Below are 20,670 nucleotides of genomic sequence, written 5' to 3'. Positions count from 1 at the left end.
GAGAAACTCTTATGTCAGCAGAAAAAAAATATATCGTCGCGCTCGACCAGGGAACCACCAGCTCGCGCGCGATCGTGCTCGACCACGACGCCAACATTGTCAGCGTTTCCCAACGGGAGTTTACGCAAATTTATCCTAAACCCGGCTGGGTGGAACATGACCCAATGGAAATTTGGGCCAGCCAGAGTTCAACCCTGGTGGAGGTGCTGGCCAAAGCCGATATCCGCTCCGACCAAATCGCCGGCATCGGCATCACCAACCAGCGGGAAACCGCGGTGGTATGGGATAAAGAGAGCGGTAAACCCATTTATAACACCATTGTATGGCAGTGCCGACGCACTGCGGACATCTGCGAGAAACTGAAACGCGACGGCCTCGAAGAATATGTGCGCCACACTACGGGTCTGGTCATTGACCCCTATTTCGCCGGCACCAAGGTCAAATGGATCCTCGACCACATGGAGGGCGCCAAGCGCGGCGAATTGCTGTGCGGCACCGTTGATAGCTGGCTCATTTGGAAAATGACCCAGGGACGGGTCCACGTCACCGACTACACCAACGCCTCCCGTACCATGCTGTTCAATATCCATGAACTGGAGTGGGATGACCGCCTGCTGGATATCATGGATATTCCGCGCTCCATGCTGCCCAAGGTACGGCCCTCCTCGGAAATTTACGGCCAGACCAATATCGACGGGAAAGGCGGCACCCGCATTCCCATCGCCGGTATCACCGGCGATCAGCAGGCGGTGTTGTACGGCCAGCTGTGCGTAACGCCCGGCATGGCGATACCTACGGCACCGGCTGCTTCCTACTGATGAACACCGGCACCGAAGCGGTACAGTCGCGCCACGGTCTGCTGACCACCATCACCTGCGGACCGCGCGGCGAAGTGAATTACGCGCTGGAAGGCGCGGTGTTTGTCGCCGGCGCCGCCATTCAATGGCTACGTGATGAGATGAAACTGATTAACGACGCCACCGATTCGGAATATTTCGCCGGCAAGGTGAAAGACACCAACGGCGTGTATGTGGTGCCGGCTTTTACCGGTCTCGGCGCTCCCTATTGGGACCCTTACGCCCGCGGCGCCATCTTCGGCATTACGCGCGGCGTGAACGCCAACCACATCATCCGCGCGACGCTTGAGTCGATTGCCTTCCAAACGCGCGATCTGATCGAATCGATGCAGGCGGATTCCGGCGAGCGGCTGAAAGCGCTACGGGTGGACGGCGGTGCGGTCGCCAACAATTTCCTGATGCAGTTCCAGTCCGATATTCTCGGCACCCGCGTCGAACGCCCGGAAGTGCGGGAAGTCACCGCACTCGGCGCCGCTTACCTGGCGGGTCTGGCGGTTGGCTTTTGGAGCGATCTGGAAGAGGTGCGCAGCAAAGCGGTTATCGAACGAGAATTCCGTCCCGGTATTGAAACCGTGGAACGCAATTATCGCTACGAAGGCTGGAAGAAAGCGGTGGCGCGCGCACGCGCCTGGGAAGAGCAGGACGAGAAGTAACGGCCCCATCAACCCCAGCCGGCATCCCCGAGGGGAGCGGCGGAGTGTGGTAAACTGACGGCAATATTCCTCTTTGCCGTCAGGAAACCCAAAGTCATGAAACGTGAATTAGCCATTGAATTCTCCCGCGTCACCGAAGCCGCCGCTTTGGCCGGCTACAGCTGGCTTGTCCGCGGCGATAAAAACGCCGCGGACAACGCCGCGGTTCAGGCTATGCGCATTGTGCTGAATCAGGTGCCGATCAATGGCCGCATTGTGATAGGCGAAGGGGAGATCGATGAAGCGCCGATGCTCTACATCGGTAAAGCGGTCGGTACCGGCGCCGGCGCGGCGGTGGATATCGCCTTCGACCCCATCGAAGGCACCCGCATGACCGCCCTGGGGCAGGCCAACGCCCTGACGGTGCTGGCGGTCGCTGAAAAAGGCGCATTTTTACACGCGCCGGATATGTACATGGAAAAATTGGTGGTCGGGCCAGCGGCGCGGGGCGTCATCGATCTCGCCGCCCCGATGGAAGATAATTTACGCGCGGTGGCCAGCCGTCTGGGAAAAACCCTGTCGGAGCTGACGGTGTCGCTGCTGGCCAAGCCGCGTCATGATGCGTGCATTCAAGCGTTGCAACGGCTTGGAGTGCGCGTTTTCACCTTCCCCGATGGCGACGTTGCCGCGTCTATCCTCACCTGCATGCCCGATAGCGAAGTTGACGTCATGTACGGCATCAGGTAAAAGGCGACAGCGAAGAGAACCGCCGGATCGGCGCGGATGAGCTGGCCCGCTGCGCGGAGATGGGCATCATGGCAAATCAGGTGCTGCGGCTGGAAGGATGGCGCACAACGATAACGTCATATTTTCCGCCACCGGCATTACCAAAGGGGACCTGCTGAACGGCATCACGCGCAAAGGCAATATCGCCACTACCGAAACGCTGCTTATCCGCGGCAAAAACCGCACCATTCGCCGCATTACTTCGATTCACTATCTCGATCGCAAGGATGCCGCGCTGCATCCCTTTATCCTATGAACCACCGCCCGGCCAGCCGCTGCGTATCTCTAAACGATTTCCGAACCCTGGCGGGGCATGGTTTGCGACAACGGCAACCAGCACAGCAGAATCAGCATACCCATGGCGAAGGTAATCATCCCCAGGCTGAACTGCCCTTGCTGCGGCAGCAGCGAGGAGAAGCCGGCTACCACGCCTGAGCCGATGTTTTGCAGGCCGCCGACAAGCGCGCCCGCGGTGCCGGCCAGATAGGGATAAGGCTCCATCGCGCCGGTGGTGGCCAGCGGAAACAGCATGCCGGCGCCGAAAAAGAACAGGCCGGCGGGCAACAGCAGTGTCCAAAGGGTCATGATGCCGAACCAGGCCGGCAGCCACATCAATATCCCCGCCAGTAGGCAGCTCAGCACCGCCCGCCACATCAGCGCGCTGAACGGCCTGACCGCGCGCCCCGCATACCAGGCGCCAAGAAACGTACCCGGCAGCGGCAGGATAAATAACAGGCTGACCTGCCGGCCGCTCAGCTCCATACTGCCCAACAGCACGCCGCTACCGGCCTCGAAAGCGACAATCCCCGCCAGTCCGCCGACCAGCATCAACAGATAATGATTGAACACCTTCTCACTCAGCAGCGTCCAAAACCCAAGGCTTCGGCCGCTGCTGGCCGGCCGCATCGGACGCGTTTCCGGTAGACGAAACCAGACCAGTAGACTGACGCTGCAGCTCAGCAGCAGCAAAAACGCGAAGCACGCGCGCCAGCCCAGCCAGTCGGCAAGCACGCCGCCGATTAGCGGCGCCAGCAGCGGACTAATCAAAATGCCCATATTGAGCAGGCCGTTAGCCCGCCGCAGCGAGCGACCATCGCAGATGTCGCGCGGCAATGTCCGCGCCATCACGCCACCGACGCCGGTACCGATACCCTGAATACCGCAGGCGAATGTCATCAGCGACAGCGATTGGCTGAACATGGCGAGCATTGTCCCCAGACAAAAGATCGCCATACCGCTCAAGATGACCGACCGGCGCCCGACCCGATCGGAGAGCGGACCATAAATGAGCTGCGAGCCGCCATAGCATAGCAGGTAGGCGGCCATCAGCCGCTGTATCGCGCCCTCGCGAACCATCAAATCGCGGGCGATAAGCGGTATGCTCGGTACGTAAATGGTCTGAGCCATCTGCCCAACGGCCACCAAAATAATCAAAAGCATTAGCACGGATATCGCACGCGTGTTCATCATAGATATTACTTAGATAGCTGATTAATTCTGTATATTGCTTATAAGTAGTGATATATACAGAATATTGATTAATTTTCCGACATAAATACCATATTCAGGCCACAAGTCCAGTTAATATCTTCATTATCTCGCCGTACTGGCTGTAATGTCCGGTGGACAGAAGGTAAATTTTTCTGTACGTGCGCCCTAATTCGCCATCGCCGCGCCGTGGACTGGATGCGCTAACGAAATTAGCCGATAATGGCAAGTCCGCGGATTGGCGGTTCAGGCCGCGCGCCGGACGCCGGCGCGTTCTGAGGCACAAATCTCAGCCGCTGTGACAGAGCGGATAAACGCATGTCGACCGGGGAACATCCGGCAGGATCAAGGGGAGTTAAACACTATGGCTGAATGGGTAACGGGTCACGTGGTGCAGGTGAAGCACTGGACAGAGAGTCTTTTTAGTCTCATTGTGCATGCGCCAATCGACCCCTTTACCGCCGGACAATTCGCCAAGCTTGGGCTGGAAATCAACGGCGAAAAGATTCAGCGCGCCTATTCCTACGTTAACGCGCCGCGAAATGACAACCTGGAATTTTACCTTGTCACCGTGCCGGAGGGGAAACTCAGCCCGCCGCTGCATGCGCTTGCACCCGGCGACAGCCTGATGGTGACCAAGGAGGCGGCGGGGTTCTTCGTGCTGGACGAGATTCCCCCCTGTGACAATCTGTGGATGCTGGCGACGGGCACCGCGCTAGGTCCGTATCTATCGATTCTCGAGCAGGGCGAGGGGCTTGAGCGCTTCCAGCAGATTATTCTGGTGCACGCGGCGCGCTTTGCTCAGGACCTTAGCTATCTGCCGCAGATGCTGGAGCTACAGCAGCGCTATAATGGTAAGCTGCGCGTCCAAACGGTGGTCAGCCGCGAGCAGGCTCCCGGATCGCTCACCAGTCGCGTCCCCGCCCTGATTGCCGATGGCTCACTGGAGGCCGCGGTGGATCTGCGGCTGGACGCCGAAAACAGCCACGTCATGCTGTGCGGCAACCCGCAAATGGTGCGCGACACGCAGCAGATGTTGAAGGACAGCCGCGGCATGCGCAAACATTTCAAGCGCAAACCGGGCCATATGACCAGCGAGCATTACTGGTAATGGCGGCGCCGTCCTCTGCGCCGAACCGCCGGGCCGCACGCTGCCGTAGCGCCTGGCTGCTGGTGATGCTCTGCGCGACGAGCATCGGCGTCGCCCATGGGGAAGCGACGCCCGCCGGCACCGCCCCGACCGCCCCGTATCTGCTGGCCGGTGCGCCCACTTTTGATACCACGGTGACGCAATTCCGCGAACGGTACAATAGCCATAATCCGACCTTGCCCATCGGTGAATTCCGCGCGCTGGAGGGCCCGAGCGAACCGGCGAATCTCACTCGCGCCACCAGCAAGATTAATGAGACATTGTACGCCTCCACGGCGCTAGAGAAAGGCAGCGGCAAGATCAAAACGCTACAGCTGACCTATCTGCCGGTGGAAGGTGGTACCGAAAAGGCCGCTCGCGCGACCGCCATTGCCTACATGGCGGCGCTGCTGCGCGAGTTTGAACCGACGATAAGCGCGGAACAGAGCACGGCGCGGGTGTTAGATCTGCTAAGCCGCGGACAGGGTTCACGCTTTTTCCAACAGCAATGGGGCGCGCTGCGCTATGTCGTGGCGGACAATGGCGATAAAGGGCTGACCTTTGCCGTTGAACCCGTCAAACTTGCGCTGGCCGAGCCCTGATTCATGCACGATAAATGACAAAAAACAAAGCCACCTTAGTATTTCCTCTTTATACTGAGGTCAGGTAAAACTTGCCCTTTGGCACTCATTTTCATCTCTCGCGTTCCCTGAATGGAGGAATAACAATGCGACATCCGTTAGTGATGGGTAACTGGAAACTTAACGGCAGCAAACACATGGTCAACGAACTGATCGCGGCGCTGCGCAATGAACTCAGCAGCGTTGTCGGCTGCGACGTGGCCATCGCCCCGCCGGTGGCCTATCTCGACCTGGCGAAACATCATTTGGGCGGCAGCCGAATCGCTCTCGGGGCACAGAACGTTGACACCCATCTTTCGGGCGCCTTCACCGGCGAAGTTTCCGCCGAAATGCTCAAAGATATCGGCGCGAAATATATCATCATCGGTCATTCCGAACGCCGCACCTATCATAAAGAAAGCGATGAGGTTATCGCCGAAAAATTCGCCGTGCTGAAAGAAGCGGGTCTGATTCCGGTTTTGTGTATCGGTGAGAGCGAGGCGGAAAACGAAGCCGGACAAACTGAAGCGGTATGCGCTCGTCAGATTGATGCGGTACTGAACAGCCTCGGCGCCAAAGCGTTCGAGAATACCGTTATCGCTTATGAGCCCATCTGGGCTATCGGCACCGGCAAATCCGCCACCCCTGCGCAGGCGCAGGCGGTGCATAAATACATCCGCGGCCATATCGCCAAACATGATGCGGCAATCGCGGAGCAGGTCATTATTCAGTACGGCGGCTCGGTCAACGCCGGCAATGCCGCTGAACTGTTTACCCAGCCGGATATTGATGGCGCCTTGGTCGGCGGCGCATCGCTGAAAGCTGACGCTTTCGCCGTAATCGTTAAAGCCGCGGCGCAAGCGAAACAAGACTGACGGCCTACAGCCGACGACGGGGTTCACCGTCATCCTGAAAACAACCGGGCCGGTCACTCGCTGACCGGCCCGGTATTATTGATGGCGACAAGCCGGCGGCTCGCCGCCCGTCAATCGTTAGCGTTGGCTAATCTGATCGAAACTGCCGCCGCTGGCGAAGTGTTCCTTCTGAACTTTGGTCCAATCGCCGAAGGTTTCAGCCAGGGTGAACAGCTTCAGCGTCGGAAACTCTTTGGCGTATTCCTTCGCTACAGCCGCGTCGCGCGGGCGATAATAGTTTTGCGCCGCGATACGCTGCCCCTCGGTTGAATAGAGATAGTTAAGGTACGCCGTGGCGACATCGCGGGTTCCGCGCTTATCCACCACTTTATCCACCACCGACACCGACGGCTCGGCTAAAATCGATTCACTCGGGGTGACGATTTCAAATTGATCCTTACTGTTCAATTCATTGATCGCCAACAACGCTTCATTTTCCCAAGCGATAAGCACATCCCCCTGGCCGCGCTCAACGAAGGTATTGGTTGCGCCGCGGGCGCCGGAATCGAGCACTTCCACATTTTTGAACAGCACTTTCACAAACGCCTGCGCTTTGGCCTGATCGTTATTATTCTGGTGCAGCGCATAGCCCCAGGCCGCCAAATAGTTCCAGCGCGCACCGCCAGAGGTTTTCGGGTTAGGCGTAATAATCGACACGCCGGGTTTGATTAGATCGGGCCAATCATGAATCTGTTTCGGGTTGCCTTTACGCACCAGGAAAACGATGGTTGATGTGTAAGGCGCGGAATTGTCGGGCAGGCGCTTAATCCAGTTTTTATCAATGCGTCCACGTTCGGCGATAGCGTCCACATCCGACTCCAGCGCCAGCGTGACCACATCCGCCTCAATGCCATTGATAACGGAAGTCGCCTGTTTACCGGAACCGCCATGAGACTGGCGCACCGTAACATGATCGCCGGTTTTTTGCTGCCAGTATTGGCTAAACGCCTTATTGTATTGCTGATAGAATTCACGGATAGGATCATAGGAAACATTCAGAAGCTGTACATCCTTAGCCATTACGCTTCCTGACAGCAACATGAGTAATACGCCGGCACGCCATTTGGACATCTTTCACTCCCTCTGGAAATGTTTGGAATTGAAAACGTTTTTTGCAGAGAGTGGCAGAAAAATATAGCCAGCTAAAAGAATATAAAAATAGTTTATATAACCAAAGAATATAATGTGAATTGTCAGCATGAAGCATGAGGGGAGCCGGCGCACGGCGCGCCAAAGCGCTTGCCCCCAGCAGCGAGGGCAAGCCAGCCGGCGAAATCAGAAGAGTTTTTTTGCCGTTTCCAGAATATCGCTGCGGAAGGGCCGTTTCATATTTTCGATGGCGTCAACGATATCGTGATGCACCAACCGCTCATTTTGCACCCCAACACAACGGCCACCATAGCCCTGCAACAGCAGTTCGATGGAATACGCGCCCATGCGCGAGGCCAAAATACGATCGTACGCCACCGGACTGCCGCCGCGCTGGATATGGCCCAGCACCGTGGCGCGGGTTTCCCGTCCCGTTTCTTTTTCGATGTATTGCGCCAACTCGGCGACATTACAGACGTGTTCGGTGATAGCGACAATGGCGTGTTTTTTACCCTTAGCAATACCCGCCTTGATTTCGTAAACCAGGTCTTCCGGTTTGAATTCCACTTCAGGTAGCACAATGAATTCGCAGCCGCCGGCAATGGCCGCCGCCATGGTCAAATCACCGCAATACCGGCCCATGACTTCCACGATGGAGATACGTTGATGGGACGTAGAGGTGTCGCGCAGGCGGTCGATAGCCTCGACGACGGTTTCCAGCGCGGTAAAATAGCCAATAGTGTAATCGGTGCCCGCCACGTCATTATCAATCGTGCCAGGCAGGCCAATACAGGGGAAACCCATTTCAGTCAAGCGCTTGGCGCCCATATAGGAGCCGTCGCCGCCGATCACCACCAGTGCATCCAGGCCGCGCTTGGTCATGTTTTCAATAGCGATAGCGCGCGTGCCCTCCTCTCGGAATTCTGGAAAACGAGCGGAGCCGAGAAAGGTACCGCCGCGGTTAATCATATCCGAGACGCTATAGCGGTCCAGTTTCGCCATCCGATCCTGAAATAGGCCCAGGTAACCATCATAAATTCCGTAAACTTCCAGGCCTTCGGAAAGCCCGGCCCGCACGACGCCCCGGATGGCCGCATTCATTCCTGGTGAATCACCGCCGCTTGTCAGTACACCGATTTTTTTAATCATGACTACCTCTGAACTTAAAATACTGCTTGTAGAATACAATACGTTTGTTACCGCTTTTCCCATCAGCAACGAATGCCGGGGCTTGTGATGAAAGAGTATGACAAAACGCCAAAGCTGAATTGATTCATGTCAGACTACTTTCCAATACTCAGCGAATAAATACCCGTTTCACGGTACATATCATACTGTAAAACGTACCCGACCGCTTCCGCTTTAATGTGGCCACCGGCACCACATCGGCAGCATAAATCCCTGCCGTCAAGCATGCACCGGTGCTAACAAGGTGCTGTTTATATACCATTTTAGTACCAACCGCCTTCGCACGGCGCGATAGCCCGTCTACCATGGTATCAACCCTCGCCTTAATTTAAACCGCAGTTAAACCGGACGCCGGTTAACCGCCTCAGTCTTATTTTGTGACATAAGTCACATTGAAAAGCGTTATACTGCCGCTGAGATCCCCAGATACTGTTAACGCAGGGTAATGACACCATGATTTCCGGAACGCGTATTGCCGATGCACTGCAAATGATTTTGAATATCGGCCTGGTATGCTTGAGTATAATATTGATTATTTTCTTGGGCAGGAAAACCTTCGATTTGGCACGGGTGCTGCTCAACGCTAGAGAGCAAAGTTCCACCTACCTGCTTATCGAAGGCATTGTCACTTATTTTCTTTACTTTGAATTTATCGCTCTGATAGTGAAATATTTCCAGTCCGGATATCACTTTCCCCTACGTTACTTTATTTATATAGGCATCACGGCCATCATCCAACTCATCGTCGTCGATCATGAAAACCCGTTGGATACGCTATGTTATTCCTCCGCCATTTTGATATTGGTGGTGACATTGTGGCTGGCCAATAGCTCGAGACTGATGCGCGAATAGGCCCGGGCGGCTCCCGATTTTTTGCGGTGAGCGCTATCATCCGCACCGCTGCTATCCAGCCCGGTTTTCGCCGTCGCTTTTATTTGAGGAATTTGCTCTCCACCGCGCGCATTCTGGCGTCGCCTTGCAGCGCGATAATATCGCTCACGGTAGGTAATGCGGCATCCACGCGATGAATGCCGCCATCGCGCCGTATCTACCCAAAGAGACTGCGCATCGCCCCCACTGCGGCGCGGATAGCGTGATTCCCATCAATGACGATCCCCACTTTGCCGCTGGCGGCAATGGTCGACTCGGTAAGCTGTGGATAGGCCGTAGGCACTAGCACCAGCGGAACCCGGCCGGCCCAGGCATCGATGAAAGCGAGGATCTCGGCGGGCGTTTTCTGCCGGGAATGGATGAGGATCGCATCCGCGCCCGCTTCCTGGTATGCGTAAGCCCGGCGCAATGCTTCTTCCTGGCCCAGCCCTGCAATCAACGCCTCAACCCGGGCGATGATCACTAAATTATTATTCTGTCGGGCGTCGATAGCGGCGCCAATCTTACCCTGAAACGTCTCGGTATTGACTAATTCTTGCCGCCCACCGGCGCGCAGGCTCGTGTCTTTGGGAAAGGTTTTATCCTCCATCACCACCGCTGAAACGCCGGCCGCCTCATACTGCGGGATAACATAGCTGACATTCACCACGTTACCAAAGCCGGTATCGATATCCGCAATCACAGGCGTCGCGACGACGGATGCGATGGCGCGCATCATCTCCAGATGAATCCCCATGGGCAAAATCGGCACCGCATAGCTGGCCGCCAACTCGAAACCGCTGCCCCAGATGCCGTCAAAACCCGCCTCTTCAGCAAGCCGCGCACACAAGGGATTATGGGCGGCCATGACGGTGAAAAACCGCCGGCCGTTGAGCGCCGAGCGCAACATCGCGTGCTTAGACATAGTTTACTCCTTATCGGATGAAATCATGGTTCGCGGCAGCGGCGGCGCTGATTTTCCCTTCGCCGTTCATCTTTTTGCGCGCCGCGGTGCTAATGTTGGCCGATAGCAGGGTAGTGGCCTCGGGCGTAAGCGATGTGGCGCACGTTAACGATCAAAGCGAGCAGGTCGAACAGGCCAAGGACTCTTGCTGCTGGCTAAAACAATTCATCCACCAGGAATTCATCGCCAGCGAGACGCTTGATGACGTGCAGGGTTTATTCGACGGCCGGCGGTCAACCATACTTTCTGGCGAATTTTTCATCAGAAGTGCATAAATAGACGATAAATTCGATGAACGCGATAAATGCGGCAATGAAGGTCCAGCAAAACAGCAGGTAAAGCACCCCTTGCCCAATTTTGCCCAGATAAAATTTATGAACACCAAGGCCACCCAGAAAAAACGCCAACAGCGCGGCGGCAATGCGGTTTTTACTGCCGATGACGCGCTTTGTTGAATAAATCCGAAATTTTTGACGACTTCCTCCCTATCAGGGCGATTGTTACATGATGCGGACGCTGTTTGGCATTCCTAACAACGTGATCCGGTTAAGCGCTTTGACCATTGCCATAGCCTCACCTACCTGCGCGTCATAGTCATGCAGACTCAGATGACCACCCAGAAGTATTTTAAACCGGAACATGGCCGTTTCAGCCAGTGAACGCCGGTGATAACCTACTTTCTTTTTCCAGGTATCGTTATTGCCGCTCAGATGCTGATTTGCCACCGCATGGTTACGCTCATGGTATCGAGCTGGCCAATATTGCGCACCACTTCGCGGTGGGATAAGCGGCTTTATTTTTTTCCTCAGCAGAGCATCATGACAGTAACGCGTATCGTAAGCACTGTCAGCCGACGCTTCCCTGATTTTCCGGTGGGTTTGGTTAATCAGCCCGGGCAGCGCCTGCGCATCTGTCGTACCGCTTAGCGATAAATCGGCACAGATAATTTCATGTGTCGCGCTATCTACTGCCAGATGAAGCTTGCGCCATACTCTGCGCCTCTCAGCCCCATGCTGCCTGACTTTCCATTCGCCTTCGCCGAAGATTTTCAGGCCGGTGCCATCGATGACCAGGTGTGAGATTTCGCCGCGGGTTGGCGTTTTTATGCTGATGTCGACGGTTTTTGCTCGCCGGCTGACCAGAGAGTAATCTGGGCAGCGCAGCGACAGCCCCATCAGTTTAAAAATCGAGTCAACGAAACCCTGTAACGCCCGGAGCGAAAGGTTAAACACGCGCTTTATCATCAGAACCGTGGTAATGGCCATATCGGTGTAGTGAAGCGGCCGGCCACGATGTTCAGGTGGTGTACTCTCAGTCCATGCAGCAATGGCTGACTCATCAAGCCATACTGTCAGGTCCCCCCGCTGCCTGAGCGCATTGTTATATGCGGGCCAGTTGGTAATTTTAAACTTTTGCTTTGCCATGGGGACCTGATGTTGAAACGAATGTAGTGATCATAGCCGCCAGTCACCTAAAAGTTCGATTTATTCAACAAAGCCCCGATGACGCTAATGATGGCGCCACAGTGCGGGCAACTTCTTGCTGTTTCATGGATTTCCTTCCCACAGCCCCGGCAGTAAACATAATTTCCCATCGTCATAATCCTTATTGAGTTATTTTTTATTGCAAGACGTTATGCAAAGGCTTTGAGATATATTTTACTGCTCTCAACAATCTTTACAAGGCCCTGATCAACGACATCCCGCGGGCATCTTCAGCCTAATGTCAGCCCGACACCTCCTCCGTCGCCGGATGCCTCATGGCCGATGTGCCATGGTAAGATTTCCGCCATAGGTTTATTACTCACTTAGCATTCGTCAAAACTCTATTGACGCCGGGAATGTGTTTCTTAAATGAAAAGGTCACGCTTCGCCAATGTCTAGAATAAACGCTATTCGCTATCGTTTTTTTCCAGTAACCTTTTTGCTGATTCATTCCAGTTTTATCACTTACGAATACCCGTCAATGATTATGAGGATTTTTTATGCTTATTAAACAAGAAAAGATGAATAGAATTACCCTGTTAGCATTCAAAAAATTACAGTGCGCTATTTTACTCGAGCACTTCCACCAACAAAGCCTTGAAAATCTTGTTCACCTTGACAAACAGAAAGTGATTCACCGTGCTTTGTTCTATTTAACACTTGAACTCATGCTATTCGATTATGCCGAGCCGTGATAATTGGAATTATATAAATGGTGATAAATACGCACGTACATTCATCATAGCCCGGACAAGCATCGATCCCGCCGCCGCATTGAGTTTGACCTCGCCTCAACTCATTTTCTTACTCTATCCCTATATTAATGACTATGATATCGATCTTAAAATAAAAGCACATCTGCAAAGTGAAATAACGTTGCTCTCGGGCTACCGAAGCGAAGACGCTCTGCCGTGGAGACCGTCGAAAGAATGGATCCCAGGCGTCATCTTTTCCTATTATCGTCAAGAAACTATCGTAACGTCTCCCCCTCAAGACGGCTGTTGTGGCACGACGGCGGAACCCTTGGCGCCAAATAGGGCGGACAAGAAAGACACTAGGTCAAATGCTGAGCTGAAATAAGGGGCATCAGGATAAAGATGCGCGGAAAAGCGGCGCCTATGAGGGCATCATCCCTTCATTTCATTTGATCGCGGTGGATAAATTTTCCGCCTGTTTTTGCTCCAGCCCCAACCCCGGCTTTATCTGGCGAACAGAGGCGGTAAACGATAAAATCATGCCGAGATGGCGGGGCCAAAGCGCTGCCATCGCGCCAAATCGTTGCGTACCGCATCGCGGCCATAAAAGACAGCTCCGGGCCATTACCCTAAACATAGGGTCTGCAACCCTTAAACGCTGCGTTAGGCGGCAAGTGCAGCCTCAACATGGGCCTGGCATCGTCGTCGTTTGCGATCGGCTTAACGCTGCATTTGCGCCCTGATTCACGTTATGTTGAGGGCAAACGGATGTTAGAAACGTTCGGCACGAGCGGCCACCCACAGGGGGAAACCGCATACAGCCAGCTAAATTACAGGTTAATCATATGAGTAGTGTAGGAATATTTTGCGGCTCCGCTAACGGCAATGATCCAGTTTACAGCAAAGCCGCCAGCCAGGTCGGCCAGCGGTTAGCCAAACAGGGGGTGGGTATCATCTACGGCGGGGCAAAGGTCGGACTGATGGGGGCCGTTGCTGACGCGGCGTTACAGTACGGAGGCGCTGTCATCGGGGCGATTCCGCAGTCGTTGGTCGCGCGTGAAATCGCCCATACCGGATTAACCCACCTTCACGTCGTCGCGAACATGCACGAACGAAAAATGAAAATGGCTGAGCTGGCGGATGCTTTTATCGCGCTACCTGGCGGTGCCGGGACGCTGGAAGAGATTTTCGAGCAATGGACATGGGCTCAGCTCGGGCTTCATGCCAAGCCCTGTGCCTTTTTTGATGTCAACGGTTTTTACCGCCCGCTGCAAGATATGATTCGTCAAATGGTCAGCAAAGGCCTCCTGAAAAAGAACTATGAAGATATGCTCCTTTTTTTTCGGAAAATATGTCAGAAATTACGGAATATTTCGCTGATTACCGCGCGCCAGACGTCAAATGGTCTAGATAAGAGAAAAGAACATGGCGGATGAAAAAGTAATCCATATCGCTGCGGCGGTAATCACTGACCCGTTGGGCCGCGTATTGCTGGTGAGGAAACGGAATACGGCCTTTTTTATGCAGCCGGGGGGCAAAATCGAGGCGGGCGAGCGGCCGGCAACGGCGTTGGTGCGTGAACTGCATGAGGAGCTTCAGATGCAGGTTGCGAAGCAGGAGGACGCCGCTTTTCTCGGGCAATTCACCGATATCGCCGCCAACGAACCCGGCTACAGGCTGATTGCGGATGTTTTTGCCGTGCCGGCACCCGCCCATATCGTCACGGCCTCCGCGGAGATAGAAGACGTTATTTGGCTTAGTCCGTCAGCCAGCGAAAGTATCCCACTGGCGCCCCTTACTCAGAAGCAACTTCTACCTTTGCTAATGAAAGCAAAGACGCCGATTAACCCATGAGCCCGTCGGCACCGCTTTTGCGTCAGGATGCGGGTGCGTCTTTGCCAGAAACAAGGCGGCAAAACGACATTGGGCTCGTCGACTCAGAGTCGCCAAGGATCCTCTGTAACGTTGCCCTTAGGCACAATCCTGTGTGGTTTCCCTGGGGCACACCTGAGGTCCGCTTACAGACTCGCGGCACACGGTTATTCACAATGCTCGGCGAGCCCGACAATCCGCTTTGGTTGGTTTGCAGGGTTTTTCATCTGCCACAATAAAAAAAACCCCGCTGATGAGGCGGGGAAAGACAGGGATGGTGTCTATGGCAAGGAATAAAAAAGTGAATCTTTATTCATTTACTGCTGGCTTCTGGGCAGAAGTCGAAATCCTGTCCACCATCTGCAACTTTAAATCATTGATCCGCTGCAGATGCTTTTGCACTAGAATCTGTTGCTGTTCCGGCGTAAGCAAGTTATACATTTGGTTGCGCACCCGAGCCATTTCAACCTGACGAGCAACCTGCTCCTGGGCCATTTTTTCCGTTTGTTCCCTAACGGCGGCCTCGTCAAAAGTTTTAGCGGTCACCAGCGTATGCAGGCGTTCCATTTCGCTAATATTGATGCGGGGCGTATCGCGACTTGCGAGGCTCATGAGATCCCGTAACTGCTGCCGCTGCTGTTCCGTAAGCTTAACGCCATCGAACATGCTGTAATGGCTATCCTGTATCCGGTGCGTAAGGGCATCCTGTTGCCAATTTTCCAAAGTATTCTTTTCAGCGGCTACAGTATTAACAGAGACCAGCGTGGCGGCGATGAACAAGAGGATGTATTTGTGCATCCCGGCCCCCTTGGCATGTTTCTTTGTCGCTATATGATGGAAGTTAGTTTACCCAAGCCGCTGCAAACATGCGTCAGGCGGTGTAAAGCTACGTAAAGTCATGGATTGGAAGGGATTGATGACGTATTTTGCGTCAGGAGGTGAATAAAATGAATAAAATCCTTTTGGTTGATGATGACCGCGAATTAACGTCGTTGTTGAAGGAACTATTGGAAATGGAAGGCTTTAACGTCCAGGTGGCCCATGACGGGGAACAGGCGTTGAGCCAGTTGGACAGTTCCATTGACTTATTGCTTCTTGATGTGATGATGCCGCGCAAGAATGGCATTGACACCCTGAAAGAGCTGCGTCAGCAGCATCAGACGCCGGTGATTATGCTGACCGCCCGCGGCAGCGAGCTGGATCGCGTTTTGGGCCTGGAGTTGGGGGCAGATGATTATTTGCCCAAACCGTTTAACGATCGCGAATTGGTGGCGCGCATACGGGCAATTCTGCGCCGCTCGCACTGGACGGAGCAACAGCAGACCGGCGAGGCGGGCACCCCGTCCCTTGAGGTGGATTTTCTGCGCCTGAATCCAGGCCGGCAGGAGGCGACCTTCGACGGTACGCCGCTGGAATTGACCGGAACCGAATTTACTTTGCTGTATTTGTTGGCGCAGCATCTGGGCCAGGTCGTGTCGCGCGAGCATTTAAGCCAGGAGATCCTGGGCAAACGATTGACGCCGTTTGACCGGGCGATTGATATGCATATTTCCAATTTGCGTCGCAAGCTGCCGGAACGCAAAGACGGGCATCCCTGGTTCAAAACGCTGCGCGGCCGGGGCTATTTGATGGTATCCGCTGCATGATCAATAGATTGACCGCACGCATATTCGCCATATTTTGGTTGACCCTTGCCCTGGTGCTTATGTTGGTGCTTATGGTGCCCAAGCTAGACTCTCGCCAGATGACGCAGTTGCTCGACAGCGAGCAGCGTCAGGGCGTGATGTTGCAACAGCATGTGGAGGCGGAGCTGGCCGCCGATCCGGCTAACGATTTGATGTGGTGGCACCGGCTGTTCCGCGCCATCGATAAATGGGCGCCGCCCGGCCAGCGTTTGATTCTGGTGACCAGCGAAGGGCGGGTCATCGGCGCCCAGCGCAACGAGATGCAGATCATCCGCAATTTCATCGGCCAATCTGACAATGCCGATCATCCGCAGAAGAAAAAATATGGCCGCGCGGAACTGGTGGGGCCTTTCGCCATTCGCGACGGCGAGGACAATTATCAGCTTTACCAGATTCGGCCGGCCGGCAGCGCCCAGTCGGACTTCATTAGCCTGCTGTTCGATCGCCCGCTGCTATTGCTGATTGTCACCATGCTTATCAGCATCCCGCTGCTGTTATGGCTGGCCTGGAGCCTGGCCAAACCGGCGCGTAAACTGAAGCATGCCGCCGATGAAGTGGCGCGCGGCAATCTGCGCCAGCATCCTGAGCTGGAAGCGGGGCCGCAGGAATTCTTGGCGACCGGCGTCAGTTTCAATCAGATGGTCAGCGCGCTGGAGCGCATGGTGACCGCCCAGCAGCGTTTGCTGTCCGACATCTCTCATGAGCTGCGCACGCCGTTAACCAGACTACAGCTGGCCACCGCGCTGATGCGCCGGCGGCACGGCGAAGGACATGAACTCGCGCGCATCGAGACCGAGGCGCAGCGGCTCGACTCAATGATTAACGATCTGCTGGTGCTGTCCCGCAATCAGCATAAAAACGAGCTGTCGCGTGAGGTGTTGAAGACCAACGATCTATGGTCGGATGTACTGAGCGACGCCCAGTTTGAAGCGGAGCAAATGGGCAAAAGCCTTGAACTTACCTCGCCACCGGGCAACTGGACACTGATGGGGAATCCTTCCGCGCTGGACAGCGCGCTGGAGAATATCGTGCGCAACGCCCTGCGTTATTCGCACCAGCGCATCTCGGTCGGGTTTAGCGCCGATCAGCAAGGCATCACCATTACCGTGGACGATGATGGCCCCGGCGTCAGCGAGGATGACCGCGAGAAGATTTTCCGACCGTTCTACCGCACCGATGAAGCGCGAGACCGCGAGTCCGGCGGCACCGGCCTGGGGCTGGCGATAGTCGAAACCGCCGTTATGCAGCACCGAGGCTGGGTAAAGGCCGAGGACAGCCCGCTCGGCGGGCTGCGGCTGATTATCTGGCTCCCCCTTTTGCCCCAGCGCTGAGGGCGTTCAGGCGCGGACTTCTGACCGTGGGCGGCGGCATGTCCGCCGCCGTTCGCCAGGGGGCTTTCCCTGGCGCGACAGGAGGAGGCAACCGCGCGCCGCTGACCCTCAGCGTCCCGCGCTTTTCCAGGCGCAACAGGAAGAGGCGGCGGGAGCGAACTATTTTTGCTATTCTGCGCCCTGCTTAAGGGGGCATCATGCTGAACATTGTGTCATACCAACCGGAAATACCGCCCAACACCGGCAACATCATCCGCCTGTGCGCGAATACCGGTTTTCACCTTCACCTCATTGAACCGCTGGGATTTACCTGGAACGATAAGCGCCTGCGCCGTGCGGGGCTGGATTATCATGAATTCGCCGCGATTCAGCATTATCGAGATTACGCCGCCTTCCTGGCGCAGGCGTGGCTGTTTGCGCTAACGACCAAGGGCCAGCCGGCTCACAGCGCGGTAAGCTATCAGGCTGGAGACTATTTGATGTTCGGGCCGGAAACCCGCGGGCTGCCGCCATCGATTCTTGACGCGCTGCCCATGGCGCAGAAAATCCGCATTCCGATGCAACCGGACAGCCGCAGCATGAACCTGTCCAATGCGGTGTCGGTCGTGGTGTACGACGAGGCCTTGCGCCAGCTGGACTACGCTGGCGCAAGGCAATAAACGCCGTCAGATGCCGTCGCCGAATTCAAAACCGGGACTGCTGAAAGACTGATCCATCTCCTCCGACGGCCGGTCGCTATCCGGTCTGCCCACCACTCGTGCCGGTACGCCGGCGGCGGTGGTATGGGCCGGTACCGCGCGCAAGACGACCGAATCGGCGCCGATTTTCGCCCCCCGCCCTACCTCGATATTGCCGAGGATGGTGGCGCCGGCACCGATCATCACCCCTTCGCGGATCTTGGGGTGGCGATCGCCGCTGGTCTTGCCCGTGCCGCCGAGCGTAACGGATTGCAGAATGGAAACATCATCTTCCACCACCGCGGTTTCGCCAATGACGATCCCCGTGGCGTGGTCGAGCATAATGCCGCAGCCGATGCAGGCCGCAGGATGTATATCCACGCCAAAGGAGACGGAAATCTGATTTTGGAAATAAATCGCCAGCGCCTGGCGGTTTTGATACCACAGCCAATGGCCTATACGGTAAGCCTGTAGGGCGTGGAATCCCTTAAGATACAGCAGCGGCGTGGAATATTTATCCACCGCCGGGTCGCGCAGCCGCACCGCATGGATGTCGCGCGCGGCGGAGAATATCATGCCCGGGTCGGCGCTGTAGGCCTCCTCCACCACCTCACGGATGGCGATGGCCGGCATGATGGGATTGCTAAGTTTATTGGCCAGCATATAGCTCAATGCACTGCTCAGGTTTTCATGCTTTAGCAGGGTAGCATGAAAAAAACTGGCCAGCATGGGTTCACAATCGGCCAGCAATCGTACTTCAGCTTTAATGTTATTCCATACAAGTTCCAATTCTTCTGTCGACATACCGCCCGCCTTTTTCTTCTTTTGCTGGGTGACCGACCTTAGCCACCGGCCCTTTCATCTTTCTGCGCGCGGCCCAGCAGCGTCAGCGCCGCCTGATGCGCGTTTTTGTTCTGATACAGCACCTGATAAATCTGTTCGGTAATGGGCATCTCCACCCCGTAACGATTGGCCAGCGCTAATACCTCCTTGGTATTGCGGTAGCCCTCCACCACTTGCCCAATCTTTTCCTGCGCGTCCTCGACACCGGCGCCCTGCCCCAGCAGCATGCCGAAACGGCGATTGCGCGACTGATTGTCGGTACAGGTAAGCACCAAATCCCCCAGCCCCGCCATGCCCATGAAGGTGCCGGACTCGGCTCCCATCGCCGCGCCAAGGCGCGACATTTCCGCCAGACCGCGGGTGATCAATGCGGTGCGCGCGTTAGCGCCGAAACCGATGCCGTCGGAGATGCCGGCGCCGATAGCAATAACGTTCTTCACCGCGCCACCGAGCTGAACGCCAATAAGGTCGGGATTATTGTAAACCCGAAAACTTTTACCGCAATGTAACAACCGCTGTAAATAGGCGCTGAACGTAGCGTCGGTGGCGGCCAATGCGATGGCGGTGGGCAAACCGGCCGCCAATTCGCGCGCGAATGTCGGCCCCGACACAACCGCCAGCGATATCTCGTCGCCCAGCACCTCCCGCGCCACCTCCTGCAATAGCCGCCCAGTATCCGCCTCCAGTCCCTTGGTGGCCCAGACAATGCGCGCATCCTGCCGCAGATGCGGTTTGAGTTGCGTAAGCACGCTGCCAAATACGTGGCTCGGGACAACAATCAGCACATCACGGCTGGCGGCCAGCGCCGTCGGCAGCGATGCTTCCAGGCGAAGCGTCGGCGGAAAGGGCACATCGGGCAAAAAAGCCTGATTGCAGCGCGCCGCCTCCAGCGCCTGGATATGGGCCGGATCGTGCCCCCACAGCAACACCTCATGACCGTTACGCGCCAGGGTGATAGCCAGGGCCGTACCGTAAGAGCCGGCACCGATAACAATCATTGAAGCATCGCCAGGCATAATTAGGCGTCCTGAGCCGGCTGGCTGCCTTCGCCGTCGGCCTGCTGCTGCAGGTAGTTCATGAACAGCGCGTCAAAGTTGACCGGCGCCAGGTTCAGCTGCGGGAAGGTACCGCGGGACACCTGACTGGTGATGCACTCGCGGGCGTAGGGGAACAAAATGTTCGGGCAGTAGGCGCCGAGGCAGTGCGCCATTTGGGTGCCGTCAATGCCGGAGATGGTAAAGATGCCCGCCTGCCGGACTTCGCATAAAAACGCGGTGTCGTCCCCCAGCGTCGCCGTCACGGTGACCCGCAGCACGACTTCATAAATCTCTTCCGCCAACTGGCTAGACGCGGTATCAAGATCCAGTTTGATTTCAGGCTGCCACTCCTGCTGGAACACCTTGGGCGCGTTCGGCGCTTCAAACGAAACATCCTTGGTGTAAATGCGCTGAATCTGAAACACCATCTCAGTATTATTTTGTTCTGACATTGAAAAACCCTTTGGTTAAAGTGCCGGGTACGGGCGCCAAGGCACCCGCCCCGTGAT

General features: G+C 55.7%; 20 protein-coding genes and 4 pseudogenes. 13 read left to right on the top strand and 11 right to left on the bottom strand.

Annotated features, from left to right (window positions below):
- Positions 1–11 precede the first annotated feature (11 nt).
- Both glpK and glpX read left to right on the top strand, forming a co-directional pair.
- A pseudogene (gene glpK / locus SOPEG_RS04850) lies at positions 12–1,510 on the top strand (glycerol kinase GlpK).
- Between the two features lie 96 nt (positions 1,511–1,606).
- Positions 1,607–2,531 (top strand): annotated as a pseudogene (gene glpX / locus SOPEG_RS04845) (class II fructose-bisphosphatase).
- Between the two features lie 29 nt (positions 2,532–2,560).
- On the opposite strand, the gene emrD reads toward glpX, so the two are convergent.
- A complete protein-coding gene (gene emrD / locus SOPEG_RS04840) occupies positions 2,561–3,745 on the bottom strand; it encodes a multidrug efflux MFS transporter EmrD (RefSeq protein WP_025244503.1) in 1,185 nt (394 codons plus the stop codon).
- Between the two features lie 382 nt (positions 3,746–4,127).
- Between emrD and fpr the strand changes: the two genes are divergently transcribed.
- The 3 genes from fpr (at position 4,128) to tpiA (ending at position 6,387) form a co-directional block, all read left to right on the top strand.
- On the top strand, positions 4,128–4,874 hold the full coding sequence (fpr, locus tag SOPEG_RS04835) for a ferredoxin--NADP(+) reductase (protein ID WP_025244502.1): 747 nt from the start codon (positions 4,128–4,130) through the stop codon (positions 4,872–4,874).
- A gap of 65 nt (positions 4,875–4,939) precedes the next feature.
- Complete coding sequence (locus tag SOPEG_RS04830; RefSeq protein ID WP_038469614.1) at positions 4,940–5,494, top strand: DUF1454 family protein; 555 nt, start codon at positions 4,940–4,942, stop codon at positions 5,492–5,494.
- 125 nt (positions 5,495–5,619) lie between these two features.
- Positions 5,620–6,387: a triose-phosphate isomerase gene (tpiA, locus tag SOPEG_RS04825; RefSeq protein WP_025244500.1), complete on the top strand. Its 768-nt coding sequence runs from the start codon at positions 5,620–5,622 to the stop codon at positions 6,385–6,387.
- A 117-nt stretch (positions 6,388–6,504) separates the two neighbouring features.
- Here the strand turns inward: tpiA and SOPEG_RS04820 are convergent, their stop codons facing one another.
- The gene (locus tag SOPEG_RS04820) at positions 6,505–7,497 is read right to left on the bottom strand and encodes a sulfate ABC transporter substrate-binding protein (RefSeq protein ID WP_025244499.1); all 993 of its coding nucleotides are present in this window, start codon (positions 7,495–7,497) and stop codon (positions 6,505–6,507) included.
- Between the two features lie 204 nt (positions 7,498–7,701).
- On the bottom strand, positions 7,702–8,664 hold the full coding sequence (gene pfkA / locus SOPEG_RS04815; RefSeq protein WP_025244498.1) for a 6-phosphofructokinase: 963 nt from the start codon (positions 8,662–8,664) through the stop codon (positions 7,702–7,704).
- A gap of 492 nt (positions 8,665–9,156) precedes the next feature.
- Here pfkA and psiE point away from each other — a divergent pair, with 492 nt between their 5' ends.
- Complete coding sequence (gene psiE, locus SOPEG_RS04810; protein WP_025244497.1) at positions 9,157–9,555, top strand: phosphate-starvation-inducible protein PsiE; 399 nt, start codon at positions 9,157–9,159, stop codon at positions 9,553–9,555.
- Positions 9,556–9,751: 196 nt separating this feature from the next.
- Here the strand turns inward: psiE and SOPEG_RS04805 are convergent, their stop codons facing one another.
- Positions 9,752–10,498, bottom strand: a complete 747-nt coding sequence (locus tag SOPEG_RS04805; protein ID WP_200867856.1) for a phosphonopyruvate hydrolase — start codon at positions 10,496–10,498, stop codon at positions 9,752–9,754.
- Positions 10,499–10,515: 17 nt separating this feature from the next.
- Between SOPEG_RS04805 and SOPEG_RS04800 the strand changes: the two genes are divergently transcribed.
- Positions 10,516–10,812: a hypothetical protein gene (locus SOPEG_RS04800; RefSeq protein ID WP_025244496.1), complete on the top strand. Its 297-nt coding sequence runs from the start codon at positions 10,516–10,518 to the stop codon at positions 10,810–10,812.
- Here SOPEG_RS04800 and SOPEG_RS24120 read toward each other — a convergent pair.
- The 3 genes and pseudogenes from SOPEG_RS24120 to SOPEG_RS27115 form a co-directional block, all read right to left on the bottom strand.
- Positions 10,771–10,974, bottom strand: a pseudogene (locus SOPEG_RS24120) (TM2 domain-containing protein); the annotation flags it as partial. The gene SOPEG_RS04800 and the pseudogene SOPEG_RS24120 overlap by 42 nt on opposite strands.
- 63 nt (positions 10,975–11,037) lie before the next feature.
- Positions 11,038–11,961, bottom strand: a complete 924-nt coding sequence (locus SOPEG_RS04795) for an IS5-like element ISSoEn1 family transposase (protein WP_025243834.1) — start codon at positions 11,959–11,961, stop codon at positions 11,038–11,040.
- Positions 11,962–12,008: 47 nt separating this feature from the next.
- On the bottom strand, positions 12,009–12,131 hold the full coding sequence (locus SOPEG_RS27115) for a zinc-ribbon domain-containing protein (protein ID WP_236851618.1): 123 nt from the start codon (positions 12,129–12,131) through the stop codon (positions 12,009–12,011).
- 390 nt (positions 12,132–12,521) lie between these two features.
- Between SOPEG_RS27115 and SOPEG_RS04790 the strand changes: the two genes are divergently transcribed.
- The 3 genes and pseudogenes from SOPEG_RS04790 to SOPEG_RS04775 all read left to right on the top strand — a co-directional run bounded on the left by SOPEG_RS04790 (position 12,522) and on the right by SOPEG_RS04775 (position 14,570).
- Positions 12,522–12,716 carry a hypothetical protein gene (locus SOPEG_RS04790; RefSeq protein WP_025244495.1) on the top strand — a complete coding sequence of 65 codons (195 nt, stop codon included), beginning with the start codon at positions 12,522–12,524 and terminating at the stop codon, positions 12,714–12,716.
- A gap of 845 nt (positions 12,717–13,561) precedes the next feature.
- Positions 13,562–14,130, top strand: a pseudogene (locus tag SOPEG_RS04780) (LOG family protein).
- Positions 14,131–14,141: 11 nt separating this feature from the next.
- On the top strand, positions 14,142–14,570 hold the full coding sequence (locus tag SOPEG_RS04775) for an NUDIX hydrolase (protein ID WP_025244493.1): 429 nt from the start codon (positions 14,142–14,144) through the stop codon (positions 14,568–14,570).
- 327 nt (positions 14,571–14,897) lie between these two features.
- Here SOPEG_RS04775 and cpxP read toward each other — a convergent pair whose 3' ends face one another.
- Positions 14,898–15,386 carry a cell-envelope stress modulator CpxP gene (gene cpxP, locus SOPEG_RS04770; RefSeq protein ID WP_025244492.1) on the bottom strand — a complete coding sequence of 163 codons (489 nt, stop codon included), beginning with the start codon at positions 15,384–15,386 and terminating at the stop codon, positions 14,898–14,900.
- Positions 15,387–15,535: 149 nt separating this feature from the next.
- Between cpxP and cpxR the strand changes: the two genes are divergently transcribed.
- From cpxR to trmL, 3 genes are all read left to right on the top strand, one after another.
- Positions 15,536–16,234, top strand: coding sequence for an envelope stress response regulator transcription factor CpxR (cpxR, locus tag SOPEG_RS04765; RefSeq protein WP_025244491.1), 699 nt, complete (start codon positions 15,536–15,538; stop codon positions 16,232–16,234).
- A complete protein-coding gene (gene cpxA / locus SOPEG_RS04760; protein WP_025244490.1) occupies positions 16,231–17,604 on the top strand; it encodes an envelope stress sensor histidine kinase CpxA in 1,374 nt (457 codons plus the stop codon). Before cpxR ends, cpxA begins: the two co-directional genes overlap by 4 nt.
- A 197-nt stretch (positions 17,605–17,801) precedes the next feature.
- Positions 17,802–18,263, top strand: a complete 462-nt coding sequence (gene trmL / locus SOPEG_RS04755) for a tRNA (uridine(34)/cytosine(34)/5-carboxymethylaminomethyluridine(34)-2'-O)-methyltransferase TrmL (RefSeq protein ID WP_025244489.1) — start codon at positions 17,802–17,804, stop codon at positions 18,261–18,263.
- A 6-nt stretch (positions 18,264–18,269) separates the two neighbouring features.
- Here trmL and cysE read toward each other — a convergent pair whose 3' ends face one another.
- The 3 genes from cysE to secB are packed head-to-tail and all read right to left on the bottom strand — an operon-like array spanning position 18,270 to position 20,613.
- Positions 18,270–19,085, bottom strand: coding sequence for a serine O-acetyltransferase (gene cysE / locus SOPEG_RS04750; protein WP_025244488.1), 816 nt, complete (start codon positions 19,083–19,085; stop codon positions 18,270–18,272).
- A gap of 38 nt (positions 19,086–19,123) precedes the next feature.
- Positions 19,124–20,140 (bottom strand): NAD(P)H-dependent glycerol-3-phosphate dehydrogenase, encoded by a 1,017-nt coding sequence (gpsA, locus tag SOPEG_RS04745; protein ID WP_038468251.1) that lies wholly within the window; start codon positions 20,138–20,140, stop codon positions 19,124–19,126.
- Positions 20,141–20,142: 2 nt separating this feature from the next.
- Positions 20,143–20,613: a protein-export chaperone SecB gene (gene secB, locus SOPEG_RS04740; protein ID WP_025244486.1), complete on the bottom strand. Its 471-nt coding sequence runs from the start codon at positions 20,611–20,613 to the stop codon at positions 20,143–20,145.
- Positions 20,614–20,670: the final 57 nt, after the last annotated feature.

This window comes from Candidatus Sodalis pierantonius str. SOPE (genome assembly GCF_000517405.1).
Taxonomy (GTDB): domain Bacteria; phylum Pseudomonadota; class Gammaproteobacteria; order Enterobacterales; family Enterobacteriaceae; genus Sodalis_C; species Sodalis_C pierantonii.
Note: the sequence above shows the minus strand (reverse complement) of the source record. Positions and strands in the feature narration are given on the sequence as shown.